At 68.7% G+C, this 26,033-nt stretch carries 28 protein-coding genes and 1 tRNA gene; 18 read left to right on the top strand and 11 right to left on the bottom strand.

Features of this window, described 5'->3' with window-relative positions; all coding sequences use genetic code 11:
- The first annotated feature begins 53 nt into the window (after positions 1–53).
- Positions 54–2,438 carry a transglycosylase domain-containing protein gene (locus IPN02_08900; GenBank protein MBK9296940.1) on the top strand — a complete coding sequence of 795 codons (2,385 nt, stop codon included), beginning with the start codon at positions 54–56 and terminating at the stop codon, positions 2,436–2,438.
- Positions 2,439–2,444: 6 nt separating this feature from the next.
- On the opposite strand, the gene IPN02_08895 is transcribed toward IPN02_08900, so the two are convergent.
- Positions 2,445–2,636, bottom strand: coding sequence for a hypothetical protein (locus tag IPN02_08895; protein MBK9296939.1), 192 nt, complete (start codon positions 2,634–2,636; stop codon positions 2,445–2,447).
- An 87-nt stretch (positions 2,637–2,723) separates the two neighbouring features.
- Here IPN02_08895 and panB point away from each other — a divergent pair, with 87 nt between their 5' ends.
- The 10 genes from panB to IPN02_08845 all read left to right on the top strand — a co-directional run bounded on the left by panB (position 2,724) and on the right by IPN02_08845 (position 10,309).
- Positions 2,724–3,587: a 3-methyl-2-oxobutanoate hydroxymethyltransferase gene (gene panB / locus IPN02_08890; GenBank protein MBK9296938.1), complete on the top strand. Its 864-nt coding sequence runs from the start codon at positions 2,724–2,726 to the stop codon at positions 3,585–3,587.
- A gap of 190 nt (positions 3,588–3,777) precedes the next feature.
- A complete protein-coding gene (gene rpsF, locus IPN02_08885) occupies positions 3,778–4,113 on the top strand; it encodes a 30S ribosomal protein S6 (GenBank protein MBK9296937.1) in 336 nt (111 codons plus the stop codon).
- Positions 4,114–4,124: 11 nt separating this feature from the next.
- Positions 4,125–4,598, top strand: coding sequence for a single-stranded DNA-binding protein (gene ssb / locus IPN02_08880; GenBank protein MBK9296936.1), 474 nt, complete (start codon positions 4,125–4,127; stop codon positions 4,596–4,598).
- Positions 4,598–5,059: a 30S ribosomal protein S18 gene (locus IPN02_08875; GenBank protein MBK9296935.1), complete on the top strand. Its 462-nt coding sequence runs from the start codon at positions 4,598–4,600 to the stop codon at positions 5,057–5,059. Before ssb ends, IPN02_08875 begins: the two co-directional genes overlap by 1 nt.
- A complete protein-coding gene (rplI, locus tag IPN02_08870; protein ID MBK9296934.1) occupies positions 5,056–5,505 on the top strand; it encodes a 50S ribosomal protein L9 in 450 nt (149 codons plus the stop codon). The genes IPN02_08875 and rplI overlap by 4 nt, the downstream gene beginning before the upstream one ends.
- Before the next feature lie 188 nt (positions 5,506–5,693).
- Entirely contained in the window at positions 5,694–7,100 is a 1,407-nt protein-coding gene (gene dnaB, locus IPN02_08865; GenBank protein ID MBK9296933.1) for a replicative DNA helicase, read from the top strand.
- 85 nt (positions 7,101–7,185) lie between these two features.
- Positions 7,186–8,763 carry an AMP-binding protein gene (locus tag IPN02_08860; GenBank protein ID MBK9296932.1) on the top strand — a complete coding sequence of 526 codons (1,578 nt, stop codon included), beginning with the start codon at positions 7,186–7,188 and terminating at the stop codon, positions 8,761–8,763.
- 90 nt (positions 8,764–8,853) lie between these two features.
- The gene (locus IPN02_08855; protein ID MBK9296931.1) at positions 8,854–9,246 is read left to right on the top strand and encodes a hypothetical protein; all 393 of its coding nucleotides are present in this window, start codon (positions 8,854–8,856) and stop codon (positions 9,244–9,246) included.
- Between the two features lie 136 nt (positions 9,247–9,382).
- Positions 9,383–9,682 carry a hypothetical protein gene (locus tag IPN02_08850; protein ID MBK9296930.1) on the top strand — a complete coding sequence of 100 codons (300 nt, stop codon included), beginning with the start codon at positions 9,383–9,385 and terminating at the stop codon, positions 9,680–9,682.
- A gap of 33 nt (positions 9,683–9,715) precedes the next feature.
- Positions 9,716–10,309 carry a class I SAM-dependent methyltransferase gene (locus tag IPN02_08845; GenBank protein ID MBK9296929.1) on the top strand — a complete coding sequence of 198 codons (594 nt, stop codon included), beginning with the start codon at positions 9,716–9,718 and terminating at the stop codon, positions 10,307–10,309.
- Positions 10,310–10,313: 4 nt separating this feature from the next.
- On the opposite strand, the gene IPN02_08840 is transcribed toward IPN02_08845, so the two are convergent.
- Genes IPN02_08840 through IPN02_08830 form a run of 3 tightly spaced genes read right to left on the bottom strand, consistent with a single transcriptional unit; the run spans position 10,314 to position 12,505 of the window.
- Positions 10,314–10,862 carry a VOC family protein gene (locus IPN02_08840; GenBank protein ID MBK9296928.1) on the bottom strand — a complete coding sequence of 183 codons (549 nt, stop codon included), beginning with the start codon at positions 10,860–10,862 and terminating at the stop codon, positions 10,314–10,316.
- Between the two features lie 9 nt (positions 10,863–10,871).
- Positions 10,872–11,630: a leucyl/phenylalanyl-tRNA--protein transferase gene (locus IPN02_08835; GenBank protein ID MBK9296927.1), complete on the bottom strand. Its 759-nt coding sequence runs from the start codon at positions 11,628–11,630 to the stop codon at positions 10,872–10,874.
- A 23-nt stretch (positions 11,631–11,653) separates the two neighbouring features.
- A complete protein-coding gene (locus IPN02_08830; protein ID MBK9296926.1) occupies positions 11,654–12,505 on the bottom strand; it encodes an NAD(P)-binding domain-containing protein in 852 nt (283 codons plus the stop codon).
- An 84-nt stretch (positions 12,506–12,589) separates the two neighbouring features.
- On the opposite strand from IPN02_08830, the gene IPN02_08825 reads away from it, so the two are divergent.
- Positions 12,590–13,273: a Type 1 glutamine amidotransferase-like domain-containing protein gene (locus IPN02_08825; GenBank protein MBK9296925.1), complete on the top strand. Its 684-nt coding sequence runs from the start codon at positions 12,590–12,592 to the stop codon at positions 13,271–13,273.
- A 6-nt stretch (positions 13,274–13,279) separates the two neighbouring features.
- On the opposite strand, the gene IPN02_08820 is transcribed toward IPN02_08825, so the two are convergent.
- Positions 13,280–13,993 (bottom strand): peptidylprolyl isomerase, encoded by a 714-nt coding sequence (locus IPN02_08820; protein MBK9296924.1) that lies wholly within the window; start codon positions 13,991–13,993, stop codon positions 13,280–13,282.
- 141 nt (positions 13,994–14,134) lie between these two features.
- Here IPN02_08820 and IPN02_08815 point away from each other — a divergent pair, with 141 nt between their 5' ends.
- Both IPN02_08815 and IPN02_08810 read left to right on the top strand, forming a co-directional pair.
- Complete coding sequence (locus tag IPN02_08815; protein ID MBK9296923.1) at positions 14,135–15,376, top strand: aspartate kinase; 1,242 nt, start codon at positions 14,135–14,137, stop codon at positions 15,374–15,376.
- A gap of 57 nt (positions 15,377–15,433) precedes the next feature.
- Positions 15,434–16,465: an aspartate-semialdehyde dehydrogenase gene (locus IPN02_08810; protein ID MBK9296922.1), complete on the top strand. Its 1,032-nt coding sequence runs from the start codon at positions 15,434–15,436 to the stop codon at positions 16,463–16,465.
- A 55-nt stretch (positions 16,466–16,520) separates the two neighbouring features.
- Here the strand turns inward: IPN02_08810 and IPN02_08805 are convergent, their stop codons facing one another.
- The 3 genes from IPN02_08805 to IPN02_08795 all read right to left on the bottom strand — a co-directional run bounded on the left by IPN02_08805 (position 16,521) and on the right by IPN02_08795 (position 19,551).
- The gene (locus tag IPN02_08805; protein ID MBK9296921.1) at positions 16,521–16,775 is read right to left on the bottom strand and encodes a pyrophosphohydrolase; all 255 of its coding nucleotides are present in this window, start codon (positions 16,773–16,775) and stop codon (positions 16,521–16,523) included.
- 108 nt (positions 16,776–16,883) lie between these two features.
- Positions 16,884–16,958: transfer RNA gene (locus IPN02_08800), tRNA-Pro, on the bottom strand.
- A 1,015-nt stretch (positions 16,959–17,973) separates the two neighbouring features.
- Positions 17,974–19,551 (bottom strand): glycosyltransferase family 39 protein, encoded by a 1,578-nt coding sequence (locus IPN02_08795; protein ID MBK9296920.1) that lies wholly within the window; start codon positions 19,549–19,551, stop codon positions 17,974–17,976.
- A 106-nt stretch (positions 19,552–19,657) separates the two neighbouring features.
- Here IPN02_08795 and IPN02_08790 point away from each other — a divergent pair, with 106 nt between their 5' ends.
- From IPN02_08790 to IPN02_08780, 3 genes are read left to right on the top strand one after another with little or no spacing between them, the layout of a single operon-like run.
- Positions 19,658–20,428, top strand: coding sequence for an SDR family NAD(P)-dependent oxidoreductase (locus IPN02_08790; protein ID MBK9296919.1), 771 nt, complete (start codon positions 19,658–19,660; stop codon positions 20,426–20,428).
- Positions 20,429–20,454: 26 nt separating this feature from the next.
- The gene (locus tag IPN02_08785) at positions 20,455–21,348 is read left to right on the top strand and encodes a decaprenyl-phosphate phosphoribosyltransferase (GenBank protein ID MBK9296918.1); all 894 of its coding nucleotides are present in this window, start codon (positions 20,455–20,457) and stop codon (positions 21,346–21,348) included.
- Entirely contained in the window at positions 21,323–22,702 is a 1,380-nt protein-coding gene (locus IPN02_08780; protein ID MBK9296917.1) for an FAD-binding oxidoreductase, read from the top strand. The genes IPN02_08785 and IPN02_08780 overlap by 26 nt, the downstream gene beginning before the upstream one ends.
- Before the next feature lie 134 nt (positions 22,703–22,836).
- Here the strand turns inward: IPN02_08780 and IPN02_08775 are convergent, their stop codons facing one another.
- Entirely contained in the window at positions 22,837–23,259 is a 423-nt protein-coding gene (locus tag IPN02_08775) for a response regulator (protein ID MBK9296916.1), read from the bottom strand.
- Positions 23,260–23,368: 109 nt separating this feature from the next.
- On the opposite strand from IPN02_08775, the gene IPN02_08770 reads away from it, so the two are divergent.
- Positions 23,369–23,710 (top strand): STAS domain-containing protein, encoded by a 342-nt coding sequence (locus tag IPN02_08770; GenBank protein MBK9296915.1) that lies wholly within the window; start codon positions 23,369–23,371, stop codon positions 23,708–23,710.
- 42 nt (positions 23,711–23,752) lie between these two features.
- Here the strand turns inward: IPN02_08770 and IPN02_08765 are convergent, their stop codons facing one another.
- On the bottom strand, positions 23,753–24,844 hold the full coding sequence (locus IPN02_08765) for an ArsA family ATPase (protein MBK9296914.1): 1,092 nt from the start codon (positions 24,842–24,844) through the stop codon (positions 23,753–23,755).
- Positions 24,845–24,885: 41 nt separating this feature from the next.
- Positions 24,886–25,857 (bottom strand): AAA family ATPase, encoded by a 972-nt coding sequence (locus IPN02_08760; protein ID MBK9296913.1) that lies wholly within the window; start codon positions 25,855–25,857, stop codon positions 24,886–24,888.
- Between the last annotated feature and the right edge of the window lie 176 nt (positions 25,858–26,033).

Raw genomic sequence — 26,033 nt, 5'->3', positions numbered from 1 at the left:
TGATGACGGGTCGGTCCCCGTCGGCCCTGCGCACGGGGCAAAATGGTCCGGTCATGCCCGAAACGCCCCCCACCAAGCGCAGCCTGTTCTGGCGTAGCCGCCGACTCTGGTACTCCGCTGTGGTCGTCATCGTGCTGGGCGCTGGGGGCGTGTGGCGCCTGCTCGACCAGCTGGAACTGCCCGAAACGACGCTGAACCCGCTGGCGAGCACCTCGTTGATCTGCGATGCGTCGGTGCCGGTCGGCGAGTGCGACGCCGACAATGCCGCCGGCCAGATCTTCTCGGGCACCGAGAGCCTTCCGTTGGCCTACGACGACATCCCGCTGGTGGTCAAACAGGCGGTGGTTGCGTCGGAGGATCGGAAGTTCTTCGAGCACCAGGGCCTCGACCCGTTCGGTATCGCCCGCGGCCTGTACCAGAACTCCAAGGGCGGCGGCAGCTTGCAGGGTGGCTCGACGATCACCCAGCAGTACGTGAAGCTGGCCTACCTCGAGAACAAGCGCTCGCTGGTGCGCAAGGTGCAGGAGTCGGTGCTGGCGCTGAAGCTCGAGCGCTCCATGCCCAAGGAGAAGATCCTCGAGAACTACCTCAACAAGGCGTTCTACGGGCGTTCGGCGACCGGAATCGAGGCGGCGGCCCGGGTGTACTTCGACAAGCCGGCGGCCGACCTGTCCGCCTCGGAGGCAGCGTTTCTGGTCGGCCTGGTGCGCAACCCGGCGCGGGCGGAACCGACCGAGCATCAAGAGACAGCGGTGAACGTGCGCAACTCGGTGTTGGCCGCCATGGTCGAGGAGGGCTACCTCCCGCAGTCGACCTACGACACCGAATCCAAGCTGCTCGTCGTCACGACCGACCCCTCGGCAGGGGAGTCCAACGGCAACTCGCCGCGCAACTTCACCATCCCCGACGATCTCAAAGCGGTGGGGTACGAGTACATCCTGGCGCAGGCCCGCACCCAGGCGAAACAGTTGCTCGGCGGCGACGACGCCGCGGCCGACCTGGTCAACGAGGGTGGCGTCCGCATCTACACGACGATCAACCCCGACTGGCAGAAGAAGGCCTACGCGGCGATCTATGGCCGTCTGCCCGACCCTGCGGGCGACCCGGACGGCGCGATGGTGACCCTCGACAAGCTCGGAGCGGTGCGGGTGATGGTCGGTGGTCGCGACTACGCCCGCAGCAACGTCAACCTGGCGATGGGCACCGAGGGCGGCGGTTCGGGCCGTCAGCCGGGATCGACGTTCAAACCAATCGTGCTCGCCGAGTTCATCAAGCAGGGCTACAACCTGGACAGCACCTTCGACGGACCGCCGCGCATCATCGTCCCCGAGGCCAACATCGACGGCACCGACTGGCGCGTGGACAACTACGGCTACGTCGACGCCGGCCGGGTGACGGTGCGGGAGGCCACGAAGAAGTCGATCAACACGATCTACGCCCAGATGATGGAGCAGGTCACCCCCGAGAAGGTGGTCGAGCTGGCCGCCAACCTGGGCCTGGGCGACTTCAACCCCGACCCGTCGCTGGTGCTGGGCACCAGCGAGGTGTCACCGGAGGCCCTGGCGGCCGCCTACCTCACCTTCGACAACGACGGCACCTTCACCGAACCGTTCCTGGTGTCGCACATCGATGGCGCCGACGGAACCGCACTGTGGGATGCGAGCGGGGAAGGCAACATCACCCGGCGATCGGTGATGGACCCGGCGGTGGCCAAGTCGGTGTCGTCGGCACTTCGCGGCGTGGTCGCCCAGGGCTCCGGTCAGAACGCGGCGCTCCCCAACACCCAGGCTGCGGGCAAGACCGGTACGACCCAGGACAGCCGCGACGCATGGTTTGCCGGGTTCACCTGCAACGTCGCCAACGTCGTGTGGATGGGCTACCCCGAGGGTCAGCAGCGCATGACCAACGTCGACGGGGAAAAGTCGGTGACCGGCTCCAACGTGCCCGCCAGGATCTGGCACGACCTGATGAGCCAGATTGCCGACGACGACCCCGGCTGCGACTTTCCGGCGGCCAACGGAGGCCCGAACGTCGTGGTCGGGCCCACCCTCGAGCGGATCCCGATCACCGACGAGAAGGGCGAGTTGGTGCTCGACGACGAGGGTGTCCCTGTGTTCAACCCGGTCCCGTCGGTTCCCGACCGAGACAAGGGCACCTCCGGCACCGGGTCGGCATCGACAGGCGGCGGCACCAGGACCGGCACGAGGACCGGCACTCAAACCGGCAACAAGACCGGCGGCGGAACCTCGACGGGCACCGGTGGATCGAGTGGTACCACCGGGGGCGGGTCGACCGGTTCTTCAGGGTCGGGCCCGACCGCCCCGCCGTCGACAGCGGCACCACCCGAGGGGACCGAGCAGCCTCCGACCGATGGCGGGGCCGGCGATGGCGGTGCCACCACCGGCACCGATGGTGCCGAGTCCCCCGACGTCGGTTAGTTCCCTCTACCTCTGGCCAAGGTGGGGATAGTTGGCCACGCACGAGGCGCACCACGCCTCGATGTCGTCGTCCACACTCGCCGCCTCGAGGTCGTCGGGTGCGTCGGGATCGAGGTACACGCGCCGCACCGGCTCGGTGTCCACGTCGGTCGAGGCGCAGTTCTCGCACTCGGTGATGGGGGCAGGCGTCGTGCTCATCGGGGGGAGGGTACCCCCGAGGCCGCACCCGCACTAGGGTGGGGTATCCGGCCGGCAGCCTTCGGGCGCTGGACCAAAGGAGGAAACATGAGTGATCGTCCGACCGTTCCTCAGATCCGCGCCCGTAAGGTGCGCGACGGCGCCGAACCGTTGGTCATGGTGACCGCCTACGACGCGCCCTCGGCCCGCATCGCCGACGCTGGAGGGGTCGATCTGATCCTCGTCGGCGACTCCCTGGCGATGGTGGCCCTTGGCTACGACGACACCCTGACGGTGACGATCGACGACATGGCCCATCACACCGCAGCGGTCGCACGGGCCAAGCCCGGCGCGCTGATCGTTGGCGACCTGCCCTGGATGAGCTATCACACCGGGCCCCACGATGCCGTCCGCAACGCCGCCACGCTGGTGCGCGCCGGTGCCCAGGCGATCAAGCTGGAAGGTGGTGCCAAGCGGGTACCGGTGATCGATGCCATCGTCGACGCCGAGATCCCGGTGATGGGGCACCTCGGCCTGACACCCCAATCGATGCACGCCATGGGCGGCTTTCGGGTGCAGGCCAAGACCTCCGACGCCGCCATGGCGCTGGTCGAGGAGGCCAAGGCGCTCGAACACGCCGGCTGCTTCTCGATCGTGTTGGAGGGGATCCCCGATGTCGTCGCCAACCTGGTGACCGAATCGGTCAGCGTTCCCACGATCGGTATCGGCGCCGGTGCGGGCACCGACGGCCAGGTGTTGGTGTTCACCGACCTGCTCGGCCTCGACCCCTCGCGCCCACCGAAGTTTGTGCGGCGCTACGCCGAGGGCTACGACCACCTGACCGGTGCCGTCGCCGGGTACGTGGCCGACGTGCGCTCGGGGGCGTTCCCCGCCGACGCGGAGACCTATCACGCCTCGGCTGAGACGACGGAAACGCTGGCGATCTACGGCGGCACCCCCGGGGACTCCTGAGGCGAGCCATCCGAGGGTCGGTCCCCGGTGACCGCGACCCAATGACAGGGCCACCGTCGGCGGTCATGCTGTGTCGATGAGGAACCTGACCTGCGCCCGGTCTACGCTCGTTCGCTTGCGTGATCCCCTGGCCCCGGAGATTCCGGGGTCCGATCGGCCCGATGGGCCGTGGTCCACAGGGAGGTATGAGATGAACCGCGCCTACGAAATGATGGTCATCATCGACACCGATGTTGCCGACGCCGATAACAAGGTGATCGTCGACCGGGTCGAGGCCCTGATCAACGATGCTGGTGGTGAACTGACCAAGACCGACCGGTGGGGTCGGCGTAAGTTCGCCTACCTGATCAACCACAAGGCCGAGGGTTATTATGTCGTCTTCGACTTCACGGCCGATCCGGCCAAGCTCGAGCCGATGGAACGCTACCTTCGACTGCACGACGACGTCGTCCGACACAAGATCTTCCGCCTGCCCGACGCCGAGGCCGAACGCCGGACCTTGGCCGCCGTGGCCGCCGACGACTGAGGAGCACCCCTATGGCGACGAACACCGTCACGATCATCGGAAACATCACGCGCGACCCCGAGTTGCGCTTCACCCCGAGCGGCCAAGCGGTCGCCAACTTCGGGGTGGCCGTCAACCGGCGCTGGCAGAATCGCCAGACCAACGAGTGGGAAGAGGCGACGTCGTTCTTTGACATCGTCGCCTGGGCCCAACTCGGCGAGAACGTCTCGGAGTCCTGCCCGAAGGGCACGCGTGTGATCGTCACCGGTCGCCTGGACCAGCGCAGCTGGGACGGCCCCGAAGGCGATCGCCGCTCCAAGGTGGAGATCGTGGCCGATGAGGTGGCACCCAGCCTGCGCTGGGCATCCGCCGAGATCACCAAGAACGAAAAGCGTAATCCCGGCGACGGTGGGTTCAGCGGAGGAGGAGGCGGCGGCGGTAGCGCTGCGGCCCCGCCCCCTGCAGCACCCCCAGCTGGATACAACTACGACGAGGAGCCCTTCTAATGGCACGCCCACGCCGCCCCAAGCCCAAAGAGTCCACCCGACGCACCAAGAAGAAGGTGTCGATCCTCAACACCGAGAGCATCGACTACGTCGATTGGAAGGACGTCAACCTGCTGCGTCGCTTCCAGTCCGATCGGGCCAAGATCCGTGCCCGTCGGGTCACCGGTAACAATACCCAGCAGCAGCGTCAGATAGCGGTCGCCATCCGCAATGCCCGCGAGATGGCCCTCCTGCCCTACACCAACCGCGTGACCACCCATCGCGGTGGCGGCGGTGGACGCGGCGGCGGTCGCGATCGTGGCGAGCGCGGTGATCGTGGCGACCGCGGTGACCGAGGTGATCGTGGCGAGAGCAGCGATCGCGGTGGCCGGGACGAAGGGTCGTCGGAGGACCGGGACACCGGCACCGGCGACACCGAGGCCCCAGTGGTGGAGACGAGCACCGAGGAAGTGACGTCATGAAGCTGATCCTTCGTGCCGATCTGGCCGACCTGGGCAAGCGCGGCGACCTGGTCGAGGTCGCCGACGGCTACGCCCGCAACTACCTCATTCCCAAGCACCTGGCCATGCCGTCCACCCCCGGCGCGTCGGCTCAGGCCGACTCGATGCGGCGAGCCCGGGACCAGCGCGACGCTGCGGCCCGCGAGCAGGCCGAGGAGATGGCGACCAAGCTGGTCACCGCAGCGATCACGATCACGGCCAAGGCCGGTGCGTCGGGCAAGCTGTTCGGTTCGGTCACCAACGCCGACGTGGCCGACGCGATCGCCGAGCAGACCGGTTACGAGGTCGATCGCAAGGTCATCCACCTCGAGGACCAGCACCTGCGCTCGCTGGGCAGCCACACGGTCACGTTGCAGCCGCACAGCGATGTGTCGTTCCCGGTCAACGTCGAGGTTGTCTCGGCCTGACCGGCAGCCGCCGGTGGCGGGTGGGCCCCGACGGGTCTATCCACACGGCATCCACAGCTGTGATCAACCCGATCATCCACCCATGATTTGGGCAGGTGATCGGGTTGTCGCGTCCACAGGTGATGTGGACAACCGAGCCGACCCTGTGGGCTTCGTTCGTTGTCGGTGGGTGGCACCATGATGGAACGATGACCGCGACCGCTTCGCACTACACGGACGCTCGACCCGGAAACGGGGCGGAGCGCTCCGGACCCTCCGCCGGGCGCGGTGGGCGCCAACCCCCCCACAACCTGGCGGCCGAACGGTCCCTGCTGGGTTCCATGTTGCTCAGCCCGGCGGCGATCGGCGACGCACTGCAGCGCTTGGACGCGTCCGACTTTTACCAGCCAGCGCACAGCCACGTGTTCGACGCCATCGCCGGCCTGTATGCGGCTGGGTCGCCGGTCGACTCGGTGCTGGTCGCCGACCAGCTGACCCGCAACTCGCTGCTGGACAGCATCGGAGGGGTCGGCACGATCATCGAGCTGCAGGGCTCGGCCGCCGCCGTCTCCAACGCCGCCTACTACGCCAAGGTGGTGGAGGAGAACGCCCTGTTGCGGCGCTTGATCGCCACCGCCTCGGAGATCTCCGAGCTGGGCTTCCAGCCGGCCGACGACGTGTCGCAGACGATGGACCGGGCCGAGTCGCTGATCTACCAGGTGGCCCAACGCCGGGTGACCGACACGCTGGTGCCCCTGCGCGACCTGCTCGGCGACACGCTCGACCGCTTCGAGCAGATGTACGAGCAGGCCGGCGCGGTCACCGGCACGCCGACCGGCTTCACCGACCTCGATACCAAGCTCTATGGCCTCCAGCCCGGCGCACTCGTCGTGCTGGGCGCTCGTCCCGCCATGGGCAAGACCGCGCTGGCGTTGGCGATCGCTCGCAACGCTGCGATGTCGGCGGGCAAGTCGGCGGTGTACTTCAGCCTGGAGATGAGCCACCTCGAGCTCACCCAGCGGCTGGTCTCGATGGATGCCCGGGTCGACTCGAGTCACCTGCGCAACGGCAAGGTGTCCGACTCGGACTGGACGCGCATTACCCGGTCGCTGGGACGCCTCGGCGACGCGGACCTGTGGATCGACGACAACGCCAACCTGACCGTCATGGAGCTGCGGGCCAAGGCCCGCCGCCTGAAGTCGGAGCTGGGCGGCTCGCTCGGGCTGATCGTCGTCGACTACCTCCAGCTGATGAGCGGGCCCGGTCGGGCGGAGAACCGCCAGACCGAGATCGCCGAGATCAGCCGTGGGCTGAAGGTGCTGGCCCGCGAGATCGATACGCCGGTGTTGGCGCTGTCCCAGCTATCGCGTTCGCTCGAGCAGCGGGCGGACAAGCGGCCGATGCTGTCCGACCTGCGCGAGTCCGGCTCGATCGAGCAGGACGCCGACGTCGTCTTGTTCCTATACCGCGACGAGGTTTACAACCCCGACACGCCCGATGCCGGGCTGGCCGAGGTGAACATCTCCAAGCACCGCGCCGGGCCCACCGGCACCTGCCGACTGGTCTTCCTGCCCCACCACACGCTGTTTGAGAACGAGGCTCGCGAGGAGCACTGAGCTCACTCCCGCTGAGCCCAGCAGCTGAGCAACTACTCTCACCCCCAGTCGATTCGGGGCGCTGGCGCCTCGCAAAGGGGACAGCGTGAGCACACCGGAAACCGCCGCAACGATCTGGGAGCTCGTCGAGGCCAGGGCGGTGGCGTCGCCCGACGCCATCGCCCTGATCGACGAATCCGACACCCGGATCAGCTGTGCCGAGCTGCGCGATGAGGCGCTGCGCACGGCCGCCGGGCTGGCCGAGATGGGCGTCGGCGAGAACACGCCGGTCACCTGGCAGCTGCCGACGACGATCGACGCCATCGTCATCTCGCTGGCGCTCGCCCGGCTGGGTGCGCTGCAGAACCCGATCCTGCATATCTATCGGGAGCGGGAGCTGGGCGTGGCGATCCGTCGCACGCGGCCCGAGCTGGTGATCGTGCCCGGCGAATGGATGGGCACCGACTTCGCCGCCATGGCCGCAGGCGTCATCGACTCGCTCGACGGCGCCGTTCCGGAGGTGCTCAACCTCGCCGATGGCCGCCCCAGCGGCGACCCGGCCACCCTCAGCCCGTTCGTGGCCCCGGCCGATCCGGCGACCACCGTGCGCTGGATCTACTACACCTCGGGCACCACGTCGGAGCCCAAGGGCGTGCGCCACACCGATGCCACGCTGCTCGCCGGCGGTCGTGGCCTGGCCGCAGCGGTCGACCTCGGCCCCGATGACGTTGGGTCGATGGCCTTTCCCTATGCCCACATCGCCGGGCCCGACTACCTGATCATGTGCCTGCACTCCGGGTTTCCGGTCGTGCTCATCGAGGCCTTCAACCCGCCGAAGGCGGTCGAGACCTACAACCGCTTCGGCGTGACGATGATCGGCGGATCGACCGCGTTCTACCAGATGTTCCTGGCCGAGCAGGCCAAGACCCCGGGCGAGAAGTTCATCCCCACGCTCAAGTTGATCTCGGGCGGCGGGGCGCCCAAGCCGCCCGAGCTCGCCGCCCGCATCCGCGACGAGATCGGCGTGCCGGTGTGCCACGGCTACGGCATGACCGAGGTGCCGATGATCTCCCAGGGGTCACCACGCGACACCGAGGAGCAGCTGGCCAACACCGAGGGGGCGCCGGTGCCCGGCTGCGAGGTCCGCATCGTGACCGAGGGCGGCGACGTGGCGCCCGCCGGCGCCGAGGGCGAGGTTCGCCTGAAGGGCCCGATGGTGTGCCTCGGCTACACCGACGACGAGGCCACCGCAGCCGCGTTCGACGACGATGGCTGGTTCCGTACCGGCGACCTGGGTGTGCTGCGACCCGACGGACATCTGGCCCTCACCGGCCGCCTCAAGGACGTGATCATCCGCAAAGGTGAGAACATTTCGGCCAAGGAGGTTGAGGACCTGCTGTTCACCCATCCCAAGGTGGGCGACGTCGCCGTGATCGGGCTGCCCGACGAGGATCGGGGGGAGCGGGTGGCGGCGATCGTCGAGCGGGCCGACGGCACCGACGACCTCACCTTTGCCGAGATGTCGGCACATTTGAACGCCGCCGGGCTGATGACCCGCAAGATCCCCGAGCAACTCGAGGTGATCGACGCGCTGCCCCGCAACGAGACCCTGCGCAAGGTGCTGAAGTTCAAGCTGCGTGAGGCGTACGCCAAGGAGCCCTGGACCCCCGCACGTCGCCAGTAGTTGCGAGTTGGCGAGGGTCGCGCTCCCCGTTGCCGCCCCGAGACGCGCTTTCTACCCTGGCCATGAGCAGGCGATGGATGGCGGGAAGACATGGCGTTGACAGAACCAAATCGCTCGGTAGTGTTTCGAGGGCTGAGCAATCTGCTGGAGAGTGAGGAGGCGGCGGTCGAGATGATGTCATGTCTTCCTTCAACCGCAGCGTCCGAACCGGCGACGAAGGCGGACCTCGACGAGCAGTCGGTCGAGGTGGAGAAGCGGTTTGTCGAGGTGGACAAGCGGTTTGTCGAGGTCGATAAGCGGTTTGTCGAGCTGACCGCGGCGATGCAGGTGGGGTTCGCAGATCAGAACCTGAAGCTCGCCAACATGGAGACTCGGTTGATGGCGCACGTACACGCCGAGGTTCAAAGCTCGATGCACTGGACCATCGGGGTCGTGATCAGCTTCGCCGTCGTTCTTGTGGGGGCTTTGGCGTTGTTCGTCTGACGACGCCGATTCCTCGGGTTGTCCGGTCACACTCGACGCACGTGCCGGTGTCGTCCCTGGGTTCAGACGAACCCCATGGGAATCAGCCAGCGGGAGGCGCGTCGGCGGCGGGGCGCAGCGTCGGTAGTTTCGCGATGTGCTCTGCGACATCACTGGATCGGTCGATACTGCGTCGGTCACCGACGACGAACTGGTCGCGCAGGCGATCGCCGCCGATCCGACCGACGAACTGCCCGACGACGCGGTCAGCTTTGACGAGCTGACCGGCGTCGTTGACCACGAGCTACTGCCCGATTGGTACATGCCCCGGCCCGGGCCCAGAGCCCGGATCATCGACGGGTGGCGCCGTCGGCTGGTGGTGGCGGTGGTCGGCAGCATCGTGCTGGTCGACGCCGCCGGGTTCTGTGTGATCTACGGTCGCATCACGATCGGCTGACCGCGTCGATCGCCGAGTGGGATGGATCATGCGATGAGTTCTCGTTGGAACGACACCGACGCGCCGCGGGGGGCCGAGTACGACGCTCGCTTCGCCGTCCTGGCCGCAGCCGGCGAGGACGTCCATGGCGAAGCGACCTTCGTGGCCGGGTTCCAGCCGCGCAGCGTGCTCGATGCCGGGTGTGGAACCGGCCGGGTGGCGATCGAGCTGCGCCGTCGCGGCATCGAGACGGTGGGCGTGGACGCCGACAGCGGAATGCTGACGGCTGCTCTCGAGGGCGACCCCGATGGCGAGTGGCACCTGGGCGATGTGTCAACGATGAGCTTCGATGACGGCTTCGGGGCCCTGCGGCGCTTCGACGTGGTGGTGGCCGCCGGCAACGTGATGATCTTCCTCGCCCCGGGCACCGAGGCGGCCACCGTCGCCAACCTGGCGGCGCACCTCACGCCCGGCGGGGCACTGATCTGTGGCTTCCAGCTCAAGCCCGACCGCTACTCGCTCAACCGCTTCGAGGCCGATTGTGAGGCGGCCGGTCTGGAGCCGGTCGAACGCTGGAGCACCTGGGACCGCCAGAGCTTCGACCCGGGCGGCGACTACGTGGTCGCCGTGCACCGCCAACCCCGCTGAGGGCTCAGCCCACCGTGGCCGGGTCGGCCGCCGAATAGCTCACCAGGTCGGGCAGCGCGTCGAACTCGGGCTGCTCGGCCAGACGGTCGGCCTCTGCCCGGGTGGCCTCCTCGTCGGTGAAGGAGCGCACGTCGAGGCACCACTCGACCAGGATGCCGTTGGGATCGTGGGCGTACACGCTGCGACAGAACTCGTGGTCGAGTTCGACCACTTCGAGGCCTGCGGCGACCATCGCATCGCGCCTGGCGGCGAAGCGGGCCTCGTCGATGGCGTCGAAGGCCAGGTGGTTCACCCAGTCGGGCAGGCCCAGGTCGGTCGACACGGCCGTCTTGGGCGGGTCCATGCCGGGGACGTGCAGGTCCCAAAAGGCGATCATGCCCGGACTGCCCGGGTGGCTGTCGCGGGCGGTTGCGTAGAACAGGTGCTTGGCCCAGCCGCCAACCGGCGTCGGCGCCGAGACCGTCTTCACCAGGGAGAACCCCATCACCTCGGTGTAGAAGCGGTGGGTGGCGTCCAGGTCGGCGGTGGCGTAGGCGACGTGGTGTACTCCCATCGGTCCAGCCTACCGATGACGACCTCGCTTGGCTCGGGAACGAGCCAACTCGGTGAATCCGGCGGGGTCGCCCGCCCAGCGGGCGAAGTCCGGACCGGTGGCGCCGATCAGGTCGGGAAGGCCGTCGAGGTAGCGCTCACGATCCCACTCCTCGATGCCCAGGGAGGCCAGATGCGGCGTGACCCACTGGGTGTCGATCAGGGTGGTGCCCGGCTCGCTGTCGGCCATGAGGAGGGCCGTCAGCCCGACCAGCGCCACCTTGGAGCCGTCCCTGGCGGTGTGGAACATCGATTCGCCGGCGAACAGCGCCCCCAGCGAGAGGCCGTAGACGCCGCCGACCAGCTCGTCGTCGCCGTTCCGCACTTCGACGCTGTGGGCCAGACCCGACCGGTGCAGGCGAACGTAGGCCTCGAGGATCTCGTCGCTGATCCAGCGGCCGCGCCGCGCCGGATCGGCACACCCTGCGATCACCGCCTCGAAGTCGGCGTCGACGCTCAGGTGGTAGCGGCGGGTCGATTTGGCCAACGAGTGGGAGATGTCCAGCGCCTCGGGCCTCAACACGCCGCGTTGCTGCGGTGAGAACCACCCGATTCGGGGCCCACCGTTGGCGCGGCGCAGGCGCACGCGCTCGAGTGGGCCGCTCATCGGCATGGGGAAGTACCCGGCGGCGTAGGCGGCGATCAGCGTCTGGGGCGCCAGGTCGGCGCCGAACGCCACCAGGTCGTCCGCGTCGGGGTCGGGTCGGGGGAAGCTCCAGGTGGTCTCCACTCCGGCCCGCCGCCCGTCGCTCGCTACTTGCTGTAGTCGTAGAAGCCCTGGCCGGACTTCCGACCCAGGTAGCCGGCGGTCACCATGCGGCGCAGCAGCGGCACCGCCCGGTAGTGGTGGTCGCCGAACTCGTCGTAGAGGGCGTCGAGGATGGCCACCGAGGTGTCGAGGCCGACCAGGTCGAGCAGGGCGAGGGGACCCATCGGGAAGTTGCAGCCGCCCATCATCGCCTGGTCGATGTGCTCGCGGCTGGCGGTGCCGTTCTCCAGCATGCGAACGGCGTTGTTGAGATACGGGAACAACAGGTGGTTGACGATGAACCCGGCCCGGTCGGCCACCTTCACCGGATCCTTGCCACACTTGGTGGCGAAGGCAACGGCGGCCTCGATCGTCTCGTCGCTGGCCGTCATCGGCGTCACGATCTCGACCAGCTTCATCGCCGAGGCCGGGTTGAAGAAATGGATGCCGCACACCTTGTCGGGGCGCCCGGTGGCCACCGCCATCTCGGTGACCGCCAGGGTGGAGGTGTTGGTGGCGAGGATCGTGTCCGGTCCGCACACCTGATCGAGCTCGGCGAACAGGGCGGTCTTGGTGGCGAGGTCCTCGACGACCGATTCGATCACCAGTCCGCAGTCGGCGACCTGGGACAGGTCGTCGGTGGCGGTCACGCGGGCCAGGATGGCTGCGTGCTCCTCCTCTGAGAGGCGGCCCTTGCTGACCGCCCGGGCCAGGCTGGAGTCCATCTTGGCCAGCGTGGCGTCGGCGCTCTCCTGCTTCCGGGAGCGCAGCACCACCTCGTAGCCGGCCCGGCTCGCCACCTCGGCGATGCCCGAGCCCATGATTCCCGATCCGATAATGCCCACGCGTGTCGTCATGGCGCCGGAGGGTACAGACCAAACGCCATCGCGTGCCACGCTGGGCGATGTGGGACCATCTCGGTCCATGGTGAAGGAGCTGACATGAGCGGAACGCTGGCGCTGTTGGGCGGGGCCGAATGGACCGAGGGGGTCACCCTGGATGCCCGGCTGGCCGCGGAATCCTCGGCCACCGAGGTGGTCGTCCTGCCGACGGCGACCGCCTATGAAAACCCCGGTGCCCGCGTCGAAGCGGCCCGGCGGGCGTTCGAGCCGCTCGGGCTCTCGGTCACGGTCCTTCCGGTGTACAAGCGGGCCCAGGCGATGGAGCCCGAATGGGCCGACCTGGCGGCCGGGGCCTCGTGGCTGTACCTGAGCGGCGGGTCGCCGATGCACCTGCGCTCGGTGCTCCTCGACACACCGCTCTGGGACGGCATCACCGAGGCCTTCGAGCGCGGGGCGACGCTGGTCGGCGCTGGTGAGGCGGCATCGGTGTTCTGCGATGCGTTGCCCGACCCTCGGGGCGGCGCGTTCACCGTGGGCCTCGACATGATCGACACGCTGACCGTGCTGCCCCGCTACGAGCGGTGGTCCGAGGACACGTTGCATCGCACGGTGTCGCTGGCACCCGCCGGGCTGCCGGTGGTCGGGCTCGACGCCAAGACGGCGCTGCTGCGATCGCCCGACGGTACCTGGAGCGCCGAGGGCCCGGGCAGGGTCGCCGTGTTTATCGACGGCCACCGGGCCGAGGTGTCCGATCTACCCTCCGAGCTGCGCCGAGCCTCGTAGGTTGCCCTACTTCTCGGTGATTTGAACCGACTCGATCGTCACCGGTTTCTCGGGCGTGTCGCCGTTGGGCCCGCCGACGGGGGCGTTGCCGATGGCGTCGACGACGTTCTTGCCGTCGGTGACCGTGCCGAACAGCGAGTAGGTGGGGCTGGAATTGAGGGGAGCCGGGTCGCCGGTGACGACGAAGAACTGCGAGCCGGTGCTGTTGGGCTCCTGCGTCTTGGCCATCGCCAGGTCGTAGGTGTCGTAGACGCCGTCGGTGGGTGGCTCCTCGGGGATGGTGTAGCCGGGCCCGCCCGCGCCCAACTGGGTGAGGTCGTCGGTGTCGGTGGGATCGCCCGCCTGAATGACGAAGTCCGGCACCACCCGGTGGAACGGGATGCCGTCATAGAAGTGTGAGCGGGCTAATACCACGAAGTTGTTGACGGTCGTCGGCGCCGCCTGGGCATCGAGCGAGGCGGTAAAATTCCCCGCCGACGTGACGAACTCCGCCGAGTACTCCTTGGACGGGTCGATGCATTCCCGCGGCGGTCCGTCGAAGCTGGTGATGCGCTCGTCGGTGCCCCCCGCAGGTGGACACGGGGCATCGGACGCTGTCTGGCCGGTCGCGTCCGCCACGGTCGTCCCCGAGGCGGTGCTCACCGTGTCGTCGCCGCCCCACAGCGCCCACGCTGCCACCCCGATCACGGCGATGACCGCCACCAGGGCGGCGCCGCCCATCAGGTTGCGGCGCTGCTGTTGTCGCTTGAGCTCCGCCCGGACTGACTCCTGGTGCTGGCGGTGCTGGTCCTTCTGACGATCACGGCGTTCGGTACCCACGTGGGGTCACGCTACTGCCCCCGGCGTGTAGCCTCGCCGCCCGTGGATACCGTCGTGCAGAAGTTCGGTGGAACCTCGGTGGCGGATGCCGATCGCATCCGCGAGGTGGCCGACAACGTCGCCCGCTATCGCCGTCGAGGCGACCGCGTGGTGCTGGTCGTGTCGGCGATGGGCAAGGAGACCGACCACCTGCTGCGGTTGGCGGAAGAGGTTTCCTCGGTGCGCCCGGGCCGCGAGATGGACATGCTGATCACCGCCGGCGAGCGCAAGGCGGTCGCGCTGGTGTCGATGGCGCTGGCCGACATCGGGGTGCCATCGGCGTCGTTCACCGGCAGTCAGGCGGGGTTCATCACCGACACCAATCACATGGCGGCCAAGATCATCGAGGTGAAGGGCGACCGCATCCGAGCGGCCCTCGACGCCGGCCAGGTGCCGGTGGTCGCCGGGTCACAGGGCTATTCCACCGACGGCGACGTGACGTTTCTGGGCCGGGGTGGCTCGGACACGACGGCGGTTGCATTGGCCGAGATGCTCGGCGCCGACAGCTGCGAGCTCTACACCGACGTCTCCGGGGTGTTCACCACCGACCCGCGTCTGGTCCCCGAGGCGACCAAGATCAAGCGGATCAGCTTCGATGAGATGCTGGAGATGGCTGCGACCGGTTGCCCCAAACCGGCGATGCGCTCGGTCGAATACGCCTCGCGTCACGGGGTGGCACTGCACGTTCGTTCGGCATTCACCTGGGAGCCGGGCACCTGGATCGTCGAGGAGGAACCCGACATGGAACAAGCCGTTATCCGTGGGATCACACAGGACCCCAGCCAGGCCAAGGTGACCGTCGCCAACCTGCCGGACCGCCCCGGCGTGGCCGGCACGCTGTTCCGCGCCCTGGCCAACCGTCACGTCAACGTCGACATGATCGTCCAGAACACCTCCGAGGCTCAGAAGACCGACATCTCCTTCACCGTGCCCCACGACGAGCTGGAGGTCACCCTCGAGGAGGCCACCGCCCTGATGGGCGAGCTCGGCGCCAGCGGCGTGTCGGCCTCGGCGGACATCGCCCGGGTGAGCGTGATCGGCGCCGGGATGAAATCCCACCCGGGCGTGGCGGCCACCATGTTCGAGACGCTGGCCGACAACGACATCAACATCGACATGATCTCGACCTCGACGATCCGCATCAGCTGCGTGGTGGCCCAGGTCGACGCCGAGCGGGCGGTCAGGTTGCTGCACAAGTGCTTCGGCCTGGGCGACGGCGACGAAGCGGTCGAGTTCGACGCCTGAGGCCCGCCCCCCGCAACTTGGTTGGGTGCCAAGGCCTCACCGCTTAGCCTGGGTGGCATGAAGATAGGAATCGTAGGAGCCACCGGTCAGGTCGGCGGGGTCATCGCACGCCTGCTCGACGACCGTCACCTGCCCATCGACGAGCTGCGGCTGTTCGCCTCCGCCCGCTCGGTGGGCAAGGTGCTGTCGGCGGCCGGACGCGAGGTGACCGTCGAGGATGCCGCCACGGCCGATTACACCGGCCTCGACGTGGCGCTATTTTCCGCCGGCGGAGCCACCTCGCAGGCGCTGGCGCCCAAGGTCGCCGCTGCCGGTGTGGTCGTCGTCGACAACTCGTCCGCCTGGCGGATGGACCCACGGGTGCCGCTCGTCGTGCCCGAGGTCAACGCCGACGCGCTGGACGACCTGCCGCTTGGGATCATCGCCAACCCCAACTGCACCACGATGGCCGCCATGCCGGTCCTCGGCCCGCTACACGCCGAGGCCCAGCTGACCCACCTGGTCGTCAGCACCTATCAGGCCACCTCCGGCGCCGGCCTGGCCGGGGTGGACGAGCTCGACTCGCAGGTCACCCAACTGGGCGACACCCGCACCGGGCTGACCGAGGACGGGTCGCTGGCCGACGGCCTCACGCCCAAGAAGTTTCCGGCGCCGATCGCCTTCAACGTCGTGCCCCAGGCCGGGAACTACGTCGACGACGGCTCCGGCGAGACCGACGAGGACCAAAAGCTGCGCAACGAGAGCCGCAAGATCCTCGGCATCGACGGCCTCGTCGTCTCCGGCACCTGCGTGCGCGTGCCGGTGTTCACCGGCCACGCCCTGTCGATCAACGCCCGCTTCGCCCGCCCGATCAGCCCCGAGCGGGCCACCGAGGTGCTGGCCGACGCTCCCGGGGTGGAGCTGAGTGACCTGCCCACGCCGCTGGATGCCGCCGGGCGCGACCCGTCGCTGGTCGGACGCATCCGTGTCGACCCCACCGTCGAGCACGGCCTCGCGCTGTTCGTCGTGGGCGACAACCTGCGCAAGGGCGCCGCCCTCAACACGGTGCAGATCGTCGAGGCCCTCGTCGAGCGCGGCCGCTTCGGCTGATCGGCTGAACCCAACAGGTCCACCGCAGTATCACTCCCGCTGGCGGTGTCGGCAGCTACAGCGGCGGGTCGGTGACGTAGCGCCCCATCGCCTCGTCCAAGGTGATGTCGCACTGGTTGGCCAGCGACGCCAGCCAGGCGAGCACGTCGCCGAACTCGTGCACCTGTTGGTCCCGCGTGCCCTTGCGCACCGCCTGGGCCAGCTCGCCCAGCTCCTCGCACAGCCAGGCGACCGTGGCCGGCACGCCGCGCTCGCGGTCGGCCTCGCCGTAGAGACGATCCATGAGGGATTGCACGTCGCTGAGCTCCATCGGGCCAGTCTCTCAGCCCCACTCCGGGCATCGACAACGAGCGGGCCATCCCGAGGCGACGGCTGCCCTGGGGGATCACGTTGACGTGACCCCCCAGGGCGGACGCAGTCGGGGAGGGGAGATTTGAACTCCCGGCCTCCACGTCCCGAACGTGGCGCGCTAACCAAGCTGCGCTACTCCCCGGATGTGGTGGTCATGTTACCGCCGCGTCGCCCTCGCCCGGCAATACGGTTGGGAAGTGGCCTGGTGACTTGAAGAACGCTCATGGTAACTTTCTGCTCGCGAGCTGGCACCGTTGGGGTGTCGCCCTGGCGGAGAGCAGATCCCCATGACCTCACTGAAGCTTCGCCGAGGGCGCTGCTGGGCGGCCGCAGGTGCTGCCCTATGGCTCCTCGCCGCCTGTGGTCCCGTACCGGGCAACCCCGCCCGTCGCCAGCCAGCGGCCGCCCCCCGGGTGTGGGACCAGTCCGATCCGGCCGTGCTCGTGGCCGGCACGACCACCTACCTGTACGGATCGTCGAACAACAAGAAGCTGCCGGTGCGCAAGGTCACGACCTTTCGAGGTTCGCTGAGCGCCAGCCAATCGGACTGGGCGGCCAATGCACGCGACGCCATGCCGACCCGGCCGGGGTGGATCAACCCCGGCAACGCCGGCATCTGGGCGCCGTCGGTCATCAAGATCGGCAGCCGCTACTGGGCCTACTTCGCCGGTCACCGCGCAGGCGCCACCGATCGCTCCAACGACCAGTGCATCGGCCGGGCCTCGGCCACCTCTCCGATGGGGCCGTTCTCGCCCGAGTCGAGCCCGATCTACTGCGGCCTCACCAAGGAACGGGGTTCGAACTCGTGGGGTCGCGGTGCGCTCGACCCAGAGGTGATCAGGGGGTCGGACAACAAGCTGTACCTGCTGGTGGCGCTGTCGCGCACGAAGGCCAACATCGGGGCGCTCAAGTTGAACACTGCGGGCACGGTGGTCGGCGGCACCAACGCCAAGCCCACCACGTTGGTGTCACAGTCGGCGCCGTGGCACGACGGAGTCGACGACAAGACCATGACGTCCAAGGCGTTTCTGGAGAACCCGTCGATGGTCTACGAGCCCAAGTCGAGGACCTACCTGCTGTTCTACTCGGCAGGCGAGTGGTACTCCGCCCGCTACAACACCGGGTTCGCCCGCTGCTCGAGCCCGGTCGGGCCGTGTTCACCCGATCTGGCCGGCCCGATGCTGATCAGCAGCTCCACGCGCACCGGTCCCGGCGGCCTCACCGCCTTTCGTGACGCGTCCGGGACTCTTCGAGCGGGTTACGCCACCTGGCAGAAGGGGTACGAGAGCCCCCGCAGCAATCCCGGCGGTCGGTACTCCCGCCACCTCAGCTGGGCCACGATCAAGGTGTCCGGGTCCTCGCCGCAGACCCAGGCCGTCTCGCTCGGCGCTCCGTAGCGTTCGGGTCCGGTCTGAGGGCCAGCGCCAATCGGCGAACCAACCGAGCAACAGCCCCAGGCCGATGCTGCAGGCCAGGTCGAACGGCGCCCGCAGGCGCGGAGGAGCGACCAGCAACAGCGACAGCACGACGTACTGGGCCGTGATCGCTGCGATCACGCGAACCCGGTTGTCGCGCCAGTGCCTGGCCAGACCGACCAGCCCCAGGATCGTGGTGAGGAAGAACAACGGTCGCACGAGCGGCAACAGACCGAGGCGTCGGCCGTCGATCCGCTGGGCGACGACCGAACGGCTCGGGTCGATCTCGAAGAACGCCGGCAGGTTGCTGCCGACGACCTGGGGGATGTAGCCGGGGTTGCTGGTGATCCCCTCGATGGCCCGATCGGTGAGTAGCGCGTTCCATTCACCCTCGTTGAACTGGGACAGGCGAACCTCCGGGTCGCTGAACGCCGGACTCAGCACCGGGTCGGTAAAAGTACCGGCGGCCTGGGCGGGTTGGGCGTAGATGGCGGCCAGCGTGAACCCGTCGGAGGTATTCAGGGTCCACGTGCCCAGCTGGACGCGGTTGCGCACCAGCCACGGCACCAGGACACATGCGGCGACGGCGACCAGCGCGACTGCGGCCCGGGGGCCCAGCTTGCGCCACACCCACAACGCCAGGATCGCCACCACCAGGTAGCCGTTGGGGCGGGTGAGCAACAACAGGCCGGTGACGAAGCCGGCCTGGAGGTATCGGCCCTCGTCCAGCAGCAGGATCGCCGCCAGGCCCAGCAACAGTGCCAGCGGTTCGGTGAGGGTGATCGTGTCGTTGGCCAGGAGTGGGGGCGAGAACATCACGACCAGAGCGGCGAGGTAGCCGGCGCGGCGACCGCCGATGCGTGCCGCCAGCACGCCGGCGAGCACCACGACCGTGCTCCCGAGGATCACGCTGAGCAGCCGCCCGGGCCACAGCGCCTCGCCGAACAGCCAGTGGCCGGGGGTCAAGAGCAGCGGCAGCAGCGGTGGCCGGAACGCGGTTGGGTGGTGCACGATCTGCGGGAACTGCAGGCCGTAGCCGGTGCCGTTGGCCAGCGACCTGGCGATCTTGTCGTACTGGTCCGCGTCGGAATCGGGGATCCAGTGGGGTTGGACGACCACCCAGTAGGCGATCCGAACGGCGACCGCGGCCAGAAAGGTCGGACCCCAGCGCCGCACCCGGTCGGACAGCGCCGCACCCGGTCGGGCAGTGACACCTGGTCGGGCAGTGACGTGCGATTCTGCGATGACTGCTTCAGCGGACTCACTCCCCCCGGCCCAACCGGCTGGCCAGCGCCCGACCACCGGTGTCGATTCTGGCACGAGGCCGACACGAAATGGGTGACCGATGCGACTACCTGGGGGTCGGACAACGCATCGGAACTAGTGTCATGCCCGCTCTGACGTCGAGCCGATGAAGGACCCCGCCTTGGAAGACGCACACGGCGAGCCGCGCACCGCCCTGATCTTCGGCGGTACGTCGGAGATCGCACTGGCCATCGCCCGCAAGCTGATCGATGGTCGCCTGCGTCAGGTGGTGCTGGCGGTGCGCGACCCCGAGGACGAGCGCACCGTGCAGGCCCGCGCCGACCTCCAACGGGCGGGCGCCACCTCGGTCGACGTGGTTGCCTTCGACGCGTTGGCCCCCGAGACCCACCAGGCGGTGGTGGCCGCAGCGGTGGAGGCCGTCGGTGACCTCGACCTGGTCGTGTTGGCCCACGGCCAGCTCGGCGATCAGGAGTCGCTGGTCGACGACCCGGTCGGCGCCGCGCTCCTGGTCAACGTCAACTTTGCCGGTGTCGTGTCCGCCGGCCTGGCCGCCGCCGCCCGCCTGCGGGGGCAGGGCCATGGTCGGTTGCTGGTGATCTCGTCGGTCGCCGGCATCCGTCCTCGAGCGACCAACTACCTGTACGGGTCGACCAAGGCCGGGGTGGACGCCTTTGGCCGCGGCCTGTCCGACGACCTCGAGGGCTCCGGGGTGCGGGTGTCGGTGCTGCGTCCCGGGTTCGTGCGTTCCCGCATGACCGAGGGCATGGAGGAGCAACCGTTCACCGTCGACCCCGACGAGGTGGCCGAGGCCGCGGTGACCGGCATGTTGAAGGACCACCGGGTGATCTGGGCGCCCGCTGCGTTGCAGGGTGTCTTCGGTGTGATGTCGGTGTTGCCCGGTCCGATCTGGCGTCGTCTGTCCAAGCGGTGAGCGAACAGCGACCAGCGGTCCGAGCGGTGAGCGAGAAGCAACCGTCGTTGATCGTCGGCCTGCTGCGGGCGCTGCGTCCCCAGCAGTGGACCAAGAACCTGCTGGTGGTGGCCGCGCCGCTGGGCGCGGGCGTCCTGGGCAGCGCCGATGGGCTGGCATCGGTGGTGATCGCGTTCGTCGCGTTCAGCCTGGGGGCGGGCGCCACCTACGTGCTCAACGACCTGCGCGACCTGGAACGCGACCGGATCCACCCACGCAAGCGACACCGACCGTTCGCTTCGGGTGCGGTGCCGGTTGGCGTGGGGGTGGCCTGGGGGCTGATCGTGTTCGCTGCTGCGATCGGCGTCTCGTTGCTGCGCCCCAACCTGGTGTGGGTGCTGTTGGGCTACGTCGCCCTGACGACGGCGTACTCGCTGTGGCTCAAGCACCTGGCCGTGATCGAGCTGGTGGCGATCGCGGCCGGCTTTGTCGTGCGCGCCGTCGCCGGTGCGGTGGCCGCCGACGTGCCGATCTCCCCCTGGTTTTTCGTGGTCGTCTCGGCCGGGGCGCTGCTGATGGTCACCGGCAAGCGGTCCGCCGAGATGTTTCACCTGGGCGAGGGGGCCGTCGTCGCCCGCCCGGTGCTGGCCGAGTACACCGCCGGCTACCTGCGATCGGTGGAGATCATCGCCGCCTCCCTCGCCCTGATCGGCTATGCCCTGTGGTCCTTCGATTCGGCCGTCGCCCTCCAGGGCGGCCTGGCCGACGTCTTGTTCAAGGTGTCGCTGGCGCCGTTTGCGGCGGCGCTGTTGCGCTTCGTGTTGATCGTCGACCGGGGCGAGGGTTCCGAACCGGAGTACGTGTTGGTTCGTGATCGCCAAATGCTGATCGTCTCGTTGGTGTGGTTGGGTGTGTATGGCGCGGGTGTCCTCCTTACCTGAGCCGCGCCGATCGGCGCTGCTGACCGGCTGGGGGCGCACCAGCCCCACGCGGGCCGAGGTGCTCGCGCCCGTATCGGCCGCCGAGCTCGACCGTGCGCTGTGCGACCCACCGTCGCGGGGGATGGTGGCCCGGGGCCTGGGCCGGTCCTACGGCGACGCCGCCCAACGCTCCGGCGGACGGGTGATCGACCTCACCGGGTGGACCGACGTCGACCTCGACATCGACACGGGCGACTGTCGAGCCCGGGCCGGCACCAGCATCGACACCCTGTTGCGAGTGCTCGTGCCGCGGCGCTTCTTTGTGCCGGTCACCCCCGGTACCCGCTTTGTCACCCTGGGCGGTGCCATCGCCGCCGACATCCACGGCAAGAACCACCACCGCCGGGGTTCGTTCGGCTCGCACGTCAGCTCGATGGTGCTGCGAACCGCCGACGGGCAGAGGCGCACGATCAGCCCCGACCGCGAGCCGGCGCTGTTCTGGGCGACCGTCGGCGGCATGGGGCTGACCGGGGTGATCGAGGAGGCCACGTTCCGTGCCCGCCCGATCGCCTCCTCCCGCATCTCGGTGCTGGCCGAGCGCACCCGCAACCTCGACGAGTCGATCGCCCGCCTGATCGAGCTCGACCAGACCGCCGAGTACACCGTTGCCTGGGTGGACCTGGCCGCCACGGGGGCCAGGGCCGGTCGGTCGGTGATCACCTCCGGTCGTTTCGCTCAGCCCGACGAATTGCCCAAGCGCTGGGTCGGATCCCCGTTTGCGTACGACCCGGGGCTGCCGATCGACGTGCCGGTCACCCCGCCGCCGATCGTGTTGAACCCGCTCTCGATCCGGGCGTTCAACGAGGCCTGGTTTCGCAAGGCACCCCGTCGACCCAAAGAGATGATCAGTTCGATCCCCGGGTTCTTCCACCCCCTCGACCTGGTCGGCAGCTGGAACCGCATCTACGGTCCCAAGGGCTTTTTGCAGTGGCAGTGCGTCGTTCCCGACTCGGCCACCGACGTCCTCGCCGGGATCATGCGGCAGTTCACCCGCACCGGCGGTCGCTCGTTCCTCACCGTCCTCAAGCGTTTCGGTCCCGCGAACGAGGCCCCGCTGTCGTTTCCGCTGGCCGGTTGGACCCTGACGGTCGACGTGCCGGTCGGCGACCCCGACCTGCCCCGTCTGCTCGACCGGTTCGACGAGCAGGTGGCCGAGGTCGGCGGGCGCATCTACCTGGCCAAGGACGCCCGCATGCGTCCAGAGCTCTTGGCGGCGATGTATCCGAGGCTGGCCGAATGGCAGGAGGTGCGGGCATCGGTCGATCCCCACGGCCTGATCCGCAGCGACCTCTCGGAGCGCCTCGGCCTCAGCTGATCCGGAACTCGGGAGCCCGCATGACCGTCAGGGCGCGGTTTGGGCTCCCCGGTTCGGGTCTGATCCGGAACTCGGGAGCCCGGATGACCGTCAGGGCGCGGTTTGGGCTCCCCAGTTGCGGGTGTGACCGCGGGTTAAGCGGCGGGTTCGCCCTCGTCGACCCTGCCGTCGGCGTGCTCGCACCAGCTGCGACCGTCGGCGACAGCATCGGCGGCGCGGCGCAGCCGAAACGAGTCGATCGGCTTGATCATCCAACCGTCGGCCTCGGACTCACGGGCCAGAAACACGTCGGCGCCACGATCGAGAAGCAACAGGATGCGTTGGGGGGCGAGGCGGCGACCGCCGGCCTCGTTGCGGAGGTGCAGCGACGTGGCCATGCCGCCCATGTTGCCGATCTGCAGGTCGAGCACAACCAGGTCGGGCTGGCGCTCACGCACCGCACCGAACACGGCGGCGCCGCTGTTCACGCGGCCGACCTCGCAGCGGTCGTCGCCCAGCGAGGCGTCGACGTCGTCGAAGAGATCGTCGGAATCGGTGGCGACCAGCACGTATTCCACGCCTTCAGCGTAGTGCAATGCGGTAGGGGTCGATCTACACTGCCCTGGCAGGTCTGCGTGGCTGGGCTAGCTTCGGTCGGGTTTCGACAACCGCTGGGGGAGAGTGGGCATGGTGAAGATCGGGTTTGATCACCAAGACGGGTTGACCGTGTGTCAGCCGGTTGGGGAGCTGGACGCCTATACCGTGCCCGACTTTCGTGAGCGCCTTACCGAAGCCGCCACGATGGGCAACGTCATCATCGACCTGTCCGAGGTGCCGTTCATGGACTCGGCCGGCCTCGGCGCCCTGGCCGGGGGCATCCGGCGCACGCGCGATGCGGGGGGCGACATCGTCGTGTCCTGCAATCGGGCCACCCTGGTGCGTCTGCTGCAGACCACCGGCTTCGACAAGATCGTTTCGGTGGTCGACAGCGTCGACGAGGCCCGCCTGTCGCTCCAAGGCGCCGGTTAGCGCCAGGCCGACCAAAACGTTCGGCGACCCCGCCGGCGTCGCTCAGGCTGGGTCGGGGTCGAGCAATGACTCGCCCACGCGGTTAAGGCCGGCCACGTCGTGCACGTCGGTGGCGAGCGACGGCACGTAGACGATGACGGCCGACGACACCTGGGCGGTGAGCTGGGCCAGGTTGGCCAGTTCCTCGGACGCCAGGCGCCGCAGATCGGCTCGGGCACGGTGGTAGTCGGCCAGCGCGGCGCCGCCCGGTGCCCCTCGCAGCTCACCGTCGGCCTTCTCGTCGGCGGCGGGGTCGGCTTCGCCAAATGGCGGGTGCATTCGGTTGACGATCAGCGCCCGCACGTCGATGTCGTCCTCGGCCAGGCGCTGGGCGAAGAAGCTGGCCTCGGCCACCGAGTCCTCGCGGGGAGCGGTGACGAGCACGAAGGCGGTCACCTCGTCGGCGAAGAGCTCGGTGACCGAAGTCGCGCGCTGGCGAAAGCCCTCCTCCATACCTTCAAAGGCCTGAAAGAACGCCACCGCATCGCTGATCACCTGCGAGCCGACCACCTTGCCCACCTGGCGCAGGGCGGCGCTGGTGGCGGCGTTGAAGACCCGCAACACGCCCCGACTGGGAGCGGTGACCGCTCGATAGATGCGGTGGTTCAAGAACCGCGACAGCCGCTCGGGTGCTTCGAGAAAGTCCAGCGCGTTTCGGGTGGGGGGCGTGTCGACGACCACCAGGTCGTAGGCCTCGTTCTGGTGCAGCTCGTACAGCTTCTCCGACGCCATGTACTCCTGGGTGCCCGACAGGGTGCCCGAGATGTTGCGGTAAAAGGAGTTGGACAGAATGCTCAACGCCTGGGCGTCGCTGGCGGCGTAGCGTTCGACAAGTAAATCGAAGGTGGACTCGGCGTCGAGCATCAGGGCGGACAGCTCGCCGGGCCACTCACCGTCGATCAGCGACGCCGTCGCACCGATGTGGTCCAGCCCGAGCGCGTCGGCCAGGCGCCGGGCCGGGTCGATCGTGACGACGACCGCCCGGCGGCCGCGCCGGGCGGCGGACAGGCCGATGATCGCAGCGGTGGTCGTTTTGCCCACCCCGCCCGAGCCGCAGCACACGATCACCTCCGCCGTGTCGATCAACTCGGCCATCGTCGGGCGGGTCCCGGGTGCGTCGTTGGTCCCTGGGTCGCTCACAGCGCTGCCCAGTTCGGGTCGAGGGCCTCGATCCCGCGCAACAGGTCGTCGGCCAGCGTCCGCAGGTCGTCGCTCTCCAGCTCGTTGGTGAACACAAAGTCGAGGTCGAGGTGGGGCAGTGGCAGCTCGGTTGCGAGCCGCTCGGTCAGCTCTTGTTGCAGCTCGCTGCGCTCGGTGCGGTAGGCCCCGGCCGAGGCCAGCGACACCCGCTCCTCGGCGGACAGGTCGACCGATGCCCGACGGGCGGCCTCCGCCAGCGGGGTGTCCAACCCGGGAAGCGGTGGCCAGGTACCGTTGAGGATCACCGGGCCCAGCATCACGCCCACTTCCTCCTCCAGGCTGAAGGCAGTTTCGACCAGCTCGTTGATCGGCGTCTCCTCGGGCAGCGTCACCAGCATCACCCGGGCTCGGGATGGGTCGCCCAACATGGCGAGCGCCTCGGTGGCCTGGGTGTGCAGCGCACCGCTGGTGGCGGCTTCGGCCACCCCGGTCGGGCTGCGCAGAAAGCTGATGGCGTGGCCGGCGGCCGGCGCATCCAGGATGATCAGGTCGGCCACCCCCTCCTTCTCCAGTTGACGGATCTTGCCGAGCACCAGCAGGTCGCGGACGCCCGGCGTTGCGGTTGAGACGATCTCGAGGATGCCGGAGCTCACCATCAGCTTGGCCACCCGCTTCAGCCCGTGATCGGCCAGGTAGTCCATCAGCGACTCGTCGGGGGTGATCAGCCTGGTCGTGAGGGTGCCCGGCGTGTCGGCGGGGAGGGGCACCTCGACCGGCTCGTAGTCCAGCGGCTCGCAGCCGAGCAGTCGGGACAGGCCGGTCTTGGCGTCCAAGGCCACCAGCAGCACCGACAATCCGCACTTGGCGGCCGCCACGGACAGTGCGGCGCTGGCGGTCGTCTTGCCCACACCCCCCTTGCCAGCGACGATAATGAGTCGCGATGCAGCAAAGAACTGTGTCGGATCCACGTTCTCCCCTCGGAGGCCTGCCTGTGGGCACACTACTTCAACGCATCTCGGGTTCTTTTCCTCGTGCCAGCGCAAGGCGTCTCGGCGCGGGTGGACCGGCCGGCCGGGGTCCGATCGGGCAGGAACGGTCCCGTGCTGAGAGGTTCCATAGTGTTCGGGCTCTCATCGGCGCGTTC

Source organism: Candidatus Microthrix subdominans, from assembly GCA_016719385.1.
GTDB lineage: Bacteria > Actinomycetota > Acidimicrobiia > Acidimicrobiales > Microtrichaceae > Microthrix > Microthrix subdominans.
This window is presented reverse-complemented; position numbering and strand designations above follow the sequence as displayed.